We start from the raw sequence: 6,126 nt of genomic DNA, 5'->3' as shown, positions 1-6,126 counted from the left end.
AAATAGAATTTTCCACGTCAGAAATAGAATTTTTAATAAAATCGGCATATTGTGCTATAATTAAAAAAATGTTCTAAGAGGTGTTTTATGAGTAAAAATAAAAAGGCTAACTTAGCTTTAACTGATTTATTAAGCAGACAAAACTATTTAGTTGTTCAAGGTAATGATTTAGCTAAATCATTTGGAGGCTTAAAATCATTTGAACAACGTGTATTAGATTATTGTTTTAGCTATGTTACTAAAGATTCTAGATTAGAAGATGAATACGAAGTATCAGCATTAGAAATCATTAGACATTTTAATCTTAATACTTCTGGAGATTCGTATAAGCGAATAGCTGAAGCCTTTAAAAGACTTAATGAGAATACAGCTCTTTATTTACCTATAACAAGAAGTGATGGTTCTAAAGGAATTCGTATGACTCAACTTTTTTCATGGATTGATTTTTTTGATGATGGAATAGTACGGTTTAAATTTTCGACTGATTCAGCCCCTTATGTACTAGATTTAAAAGAAAAATTTTACAGTTTTAGATTAGGGGAATTATCTAGAATAAATGGTAAATATGCTTTGATTATGCTTAAACTATGGGAGTCTAACCGTAGAGGGAAAAATAAATATACAACTATTTCTGCTGATTTAGAGAACTGGCAATCTTGGTTTTTAGGCAAAGATAAACAATTACCAGCTGGTAGATTTTTTGCAGAGATTTTAACACGTTCTATCGACGAACTAGAAGAAAAGATTTCATGCGAGTTTTTCGTTACCACACAAAAAAGAGGACGAAAAGTGGTTGGCTATGAAATCATGATTACAGATACATCTATTTAGATTTTGAAAGAACCTTAATAGGTTCTTTCAAAATCTATCAACCATTGGCAATCTAGCCACCGTTGATAGATAAAAAGCAGCGAGTCTAAATTGGAAAAAATTTGGACAGCTGTACGCTAAAAAAGAGAAGATCATAAATTGCCTAAAGGCGATTTTATCTGAACGTTTTAGCTCGACTGGAAACAGTCGAATAGCGTCGCAGACCGAGTGCCAAAATCTATTTTGGTATAACGAGCTATACCAAAATAGATTTGTCCTCTAACTATGCTATGATGAACTCAACTTATTTAGGAGGTTTTCTCATGGCTCACGTTGAAAAATTTACCCAAGGTTCTGTGAACGGTTTATCCATTCACATTGAAAGAAAAACAACCAATCATTCTAACCCTGACATTGATTCAGAACGAACTTATTTGAATTATGATTTGTGTGATAAAGAAGGCGATATGAACCAACGGTTAAAAAATAGATTAGCCGAGGTTTACTGCTTTAATCGTGCTGACGTAAAAGTCATGGCTGATTGGATTGTGACACTTCCTAAATCACTTGAACAAGAGACAATGAGTACTCAAAAAGAATTTTTTAAATCGACAGTCGATTTTTTGAATGAACGATACGGTAATCAAAATGTATTATCTGCAACCGTTCATCATGATGAAACGACTCCTCACTTGCATTATGCCTTTATTCCTGTTGTTTTTGATGAAAAAAAACAACGTGAGAAAGTCTCTGCTAAAGAAGTCTTAACCAGGAAAGAACTGTCTTCTTTTCATCAAGACCTGGACAACTATCTCAAACAACAAATATCTCACATTTACCAGGAGGGAATTTTAAACAATCAAACGATTGGCATTGATGACGTTAAAATCATCAAAAAAATGGCAAAAGAAATCGCTGAAAAAGAAACAGAGCTATCTCAAAGAAAAGAGCATATCAATAAAAAAATAAAAGAAGTTAAAAATATAGATGTTTCCACTAAAAATGTGTATGCTGTTCAGGATCAATGGAATCATTTAACGAATCAATTTGAAAAGACACTTTTTGGAAAAACAATTGTTGATACCAAAAATTTAGCTAATTTAAAAGAGTTTATGGGTGGGGTTCAAAAAGAAGCTGAATTAACTAAAACAACCAACTACAATCTAAATAAAAAGGTCAAAAATTTAACTGAAAAAATAGAGAAACACACCTTCCAATTAGAAGGGCGAGATAATCAGATTAATCGTTTAAAACAAGAAAATAGACATCTGAAGCAAGACTTAGAAGAAACCCAAGAACACACACTGCAAGTAAGGGACAATAATAGAGTTCTGAAGAGTTTATTAAAAGATACAGGAAAAACTGATTTTTCTATGTCTCAAGTAGAATACGAAGGTCGAGTTATTTTAGAAAAACTTGAAAATGACGAAAAACCACGAGATTCTTATGAATGTTCAGACTGGAAAGAGACTCTAGAAGAAAATAGAATAAAGCGATATATCCCTGAAAATCGCTTAACTCAATGGATTCAGCAGTTAACAACATGGTTAAAACAATTGATTACACGAGAAAAACAAATAGAGCAACAAAAAAGTAGAGAAATGTCTCGCTAAAAAGTTTAATATTACCAGTAACATTAATTTTTAAAATAACAAAAAACTCCTAGCTAACGATTGCTGATTTCACTAAGTCAAAAAAAGTAGAACCTTGTTAAATCAAGGTTCTACTTTTTGATTTTAGGTAGACAAGTTGGGATTCACAATCTCAACGTCTGTAACCGTTGGTAAGTCTACAACTCGGTATAACATCAGATTATGTCTACCTATAGGTCAAATAACCCTACTTAATATTTAAGTATATATTTTATTTTGGTTAAAAATTTTAGGAAAATATTTTTATTTGCAATGATATACTTAAATACAAATTTATTAAAGGAGTGAACGTATTGAAAATAGATTTAAGCGACTGGCAAACTATGACTTATGAACAATTACAAAATAAATATACCATTTCGAAAAAAGAGCTATATGAATTAGTATTATCACAAAAATTATACCTACATAGTACGGTTACTGAGAGAGGAAAACTCACAGAATTGGAAGAATACTATATTGTACACACAGATAATTTATCTGTCAGTCAACTAGCTAACATGTTTCATAAATCTTATAATGCTATGTTAATGCAGATTAAAACAAAAGGATATTACGATCGAATAAAGTCTAATAAAAATAAGCATTGATTTTATTAGCGCTATGCGCCATAATTGATTAATCAAACAATTAAGGAGAACTTATAAATGATTGAGATAGAAAAAAAAACTCTTCAAAACATGACTTTTATAGATTTATTTGCAGGTCTAGGAGGATTTCGTATAGCCTTAGAGTCTCTAGGTGCAAAATGTGTTTATTCAAATGAGTGGGATAAACACGCTCAACAAGTGTATGAATCAAACTTTGGTGAGATCCCAGAAGGAGATATTACAAAAGTGGATGAAAAAAACATTCCTGAACATGATATTTTATGTGCTGGTTTTCCATGCCAAGCATTTTCAATAAGTGGTAAACAAAGAGGGTTTGAGGATAGTCGTGGTACTTTATTTTTTGATGTTGCAAGAATAGTTAAAGAGAAACGTCCTAAAGTAGTTTTTATGGAGAATGTTAAGAATTTAGCTGGGCATGATGCAGGAAAGACTTTAGAAGTCATTCAAGCAACAATGGAAGAGCTTGGATATCAATTTAATCAAAAAGTATTAAGTGCTGTCGACTTCGGAATCCCTCAAAAACGTGAACGTATTTATATGGTTTGTTTCAGAAACGACTATAATAATAATAATATTTTTCAGTATCCTCAAGGTTTCCCACTAAATAAGCATGTAGAAGATTTTTTACTTAATGACGAAGAAGATGTAAAGCATCTTATCGTTTCTCGACCAGATACATACATGAACGATAATCAAGATGATAAATATAGTGATAAACCTATTCGATTAGGTATTGTAAATAAAGGTGGACAAGGAGAACGCATTTATAGTGTAAAAGGTATTGCTATTACATTATCTGCGTATGGTGGAGGAGTTTTTGCAAAAACTGGTGGCTATCTAATTAATGGGAAGACAAGAAAACTTCATCCGAGAGAATGTGCAAGAATTATGGGATATCCTGACTCTTATAAATTAGCAGAAAAAGATACTCAAGCATACAAACAACTTGGTAATTCAGTTGTTATAGATGTTTTACAACGAATAGCTATTGAAATTGGTGACTACCTTTCAAGTACAATGGTGGTACAAAATGAATGAACTTGAATTTAGAAAATGGCTGAACAAAAAAGGTGTTTCAAAAAAAATGCAAAGTGATCACACTTCTCGTATTAAAAAAATAGAAAAAGAAATTAATCATTGTGATATCGATAATGAATATCACAATGATAAATGCATTACTTTATTAGCTTACTTTGAAAAAAATGGATGTAATAATCAAATGGATAAAATAAAAAATTGTGATTTACCAATTGGTAAACTTAGCATGAGTAATTATAAATATTCGATCAAAAAGTACATACAATTTAAGAATGAGTTTATAAAATTAAAATAACTTTTTATTTTAATTGAGATATAAAAGAACTATGACTTATTCCTACAACATTAGGTTTTAGCTTGATAGAAAAAATAATATTTGGATTGTTAGTATTGCTTCTTACACTAATTCTATAACCTGACTGATATTTATTATCCTTTGATAAATAAAACTTAACATCATTTATACCTTGTATTTCAAAAAATGTTTTATCTAAATTACCATTTGAGGTTCCTATATTTAAATAATAATGACTTTCTTCTCTAACAACAAATGACGATTCATATAACTTTTTAAAATGGTTTTTAACACTAGATAAGTACTTTTTAGGTAGTGATCTTGTACCACTTCTTTTTTTCCTATAACTGGCTGTTACATCAAATGATTCAGAAAAATCATCGATAGGAATTATTACAAAATTGGTTTCTAAGCCTGAAATAAAATATTTAACATTTTTATATTTATAGTAATTTGTAATCCAATTAGCAAATATAGAGTCTGACATATCTATACTTAAGCCTTCTGTACTAACATTTTTATAGCGCTCCCAATTATCATTCATATAATCTATAATAATTTGTGTTAATTCATTCTCTTCTGTTTTATTTTTTTCAGAAAAATAAAATCTTTTCGTTACATTATTTGGTAGTATTACAAATTGTCCTGACTGAGCTTCTGAAGATTTTGTTTCAATGTAGAATTGTTCCTTTTTCGTTGTTACTAATATATCTGGTATAGTCGAATCTGCACCTCCTTGCTGTTTAAACAATGCGTAATTACCGTAATTTTCTTGCAAGTAATTCGTAGCTAATAATTCAAATCTTTTCCAATTACTGATTGTGTTCATCAATTGTCTCTCCTTTCCAATATTAAGTACATTGTAATCATAAATATAAAAGAAAAGAAAGATACTTGTGTATTATCAATCTTCGATACAATACTGCATATCGTAGTGAAACGGAGTTGAAACGCTCGATAAAATGCTTGTTGAGAGCTTGATAGAGCAAATTACCTTACTTAAAAAGCATGATGAAGAGCAAAAAGAACAAATAAATAAACTTCATGCTTTATTAGACCAGCAACAACAATTACTACTTTACGAGCAACAAAAGAATACAAAATTACTCGAAGAAAACATAGACACTAAAAAATGGTGGCAGTGGTGCAAATAAGCTCGCTTTTTATTCTTGTCATTTACTACTGATTTTCACTCTAGGGTTGTTAGGGTTTACCCTGACCGTCTGAAAGACGTTTTACTTATCTGAATAAGGTTTTTAATCAAATGAGCTTAAATAGCTCTTTTTTTGAGTTTTAAGGCTGTTGAATGATTTCTTTAGAGAAATGGGTTAGGTTTTAGCAAAGGAGTGTATAGCGACTGCTGCAAGTAAAATGTGAGAGTGTTTTTCTCTCACTCCTTTTTTCAATTGTTTTTTAGTTAACTTTTCTTCAAAAGAAATAAAAAAATATTTGTTGATTCTATTAAGTAAATACTTTAAAGAATACTTTTAATTACTTTAATTACTTTAGGATATTTGTAAAGTCAGTTATACCAACACTTACAGAGGTTATAAATAGAATTTTCCACGTCAGAAATAGAATTTTCCACGTCAGAAATAGAATTTTCCACGTCAGAAATAGAATTTTTAATAAAATCGGCATATTGTGCTATAATTAAAAAAATGTTCTAAGAGGTGTTTTATGAGTAAAAATAAAAAGGCTAACTTAGCTTTAACTGATT

General features: G+C 30.1%; 7 protein-coding genes. 6 read left to right on the top strand and 1 reads right to left on the bottom strand.

Annotated features, from left to right (window positions below; translation table 11 throughout):
- Positions 1–87: 87 nt before the first annotated feature.
- The 5 genes from ORH16_RS18710 (at position 88) to ORH16_RS18690 (ending at position 4,406) form a co-directional block, all read left to right on the top strand.
- Positions 88–831, top strand: a complete 744-nt coding sequence (locus ORH16_RS18710; RefSeq protein ID WP_265460446.1) for a replication initiation protein — start codon at positions 88–90, stop codon at positions 829–831.
- A gap of 302 nt (positions 832–1,133) precedes the next feature.
- Positions 1,134–2,423: a MobV family relaxase gene (mobV, locus tag ORH16_RS18705; RefSeq protein WP_265460445.1), complete on the top strand. Its 1,290-nt coding sequence runs from the start codon at positions 1,134–1,136 to the stop codon at positions 2,421–2,423.
- Between the two features lie 332 nt (positions 2,424–2,755).
- Positions 2,756–3,052, top strand: a complete 297-nt coding sequence (locus ORH16_RS18700; RefSeq protein WP_265460444.1) for a hypothetical protein — start codon at positions 2,756–2,758, stop codon at positions 3,050–3,052.
- 57 nt (positions 3,053–3,109) lie between these two features.
- Positions 3,110–4,111 (top strand): DNA cytosine methyltransferase, encoded by a 1,002-nt coding sequence (locus ORH16_RS18695; protein WP_265460443.1) that lies wholly within the window; start codon positions 3,110–3,112, stop codon positions 4,109–4,111.
- On the top strand, positions 4,104–4,406 hold the full coding sequence (locus ORH16_RS18690) for a hypothetical protein (RefSeq protein WP_265460442.1): 303 nt from the start codon (positions 4,104–4,106) through the stop codon (positions 4,404–4,406). Before ORH16_RS18695 ends, ORH16_RS18690 begins: the two co-directional genes overlap by 8 nt.
- 4 nt (positions 4,407–4,410) lie before the next feature.
- On the opposite strand, the gene ORH16_RS18685 is transcribed toward ORH16_RS18690, so the two are convergent.
- Positions 4,411–5,235: a hypothetical protein gene (locus ORH16_RS18685; RefSeq protein WP_265460441.1), complete on the bottom strand. Its 825-nt coding sequence runs from the start codon at positions 5,233–5,235 to the stop codon at positions 4,411–4,413.
- Between the two features lie 133 nt (positions 5,236–5,368).
- Between ORH16_RS18685 and ORH16_RS18680 the strand changes: the two genes are divergently transcribed.
- Positions 5,369–5,560 (top strand): hypothetical protein, encoded by a 192-nt coding sequence (locus tag ORH16_RS18680; protein ID WP_265460440.1) that lies wholly within the window; start codon positions 5,369–5,371, stop codon positions 5,558–5,560.
- The last annotated feature ends 566 nt before the right edge of the window (positions 5,561–6,126 follow it).

It is taken from the genome of Enterococcus sp. HY326, from assembly GCF_026157065.1.
Classification (GTDB): Bacteria; Bacillota; Bacilli; order Lactobacillales; family Enterococcaceae; genus HY326.
This window is presented reverse-complemented; position numbering and strand designations above follow the sequence as displayed.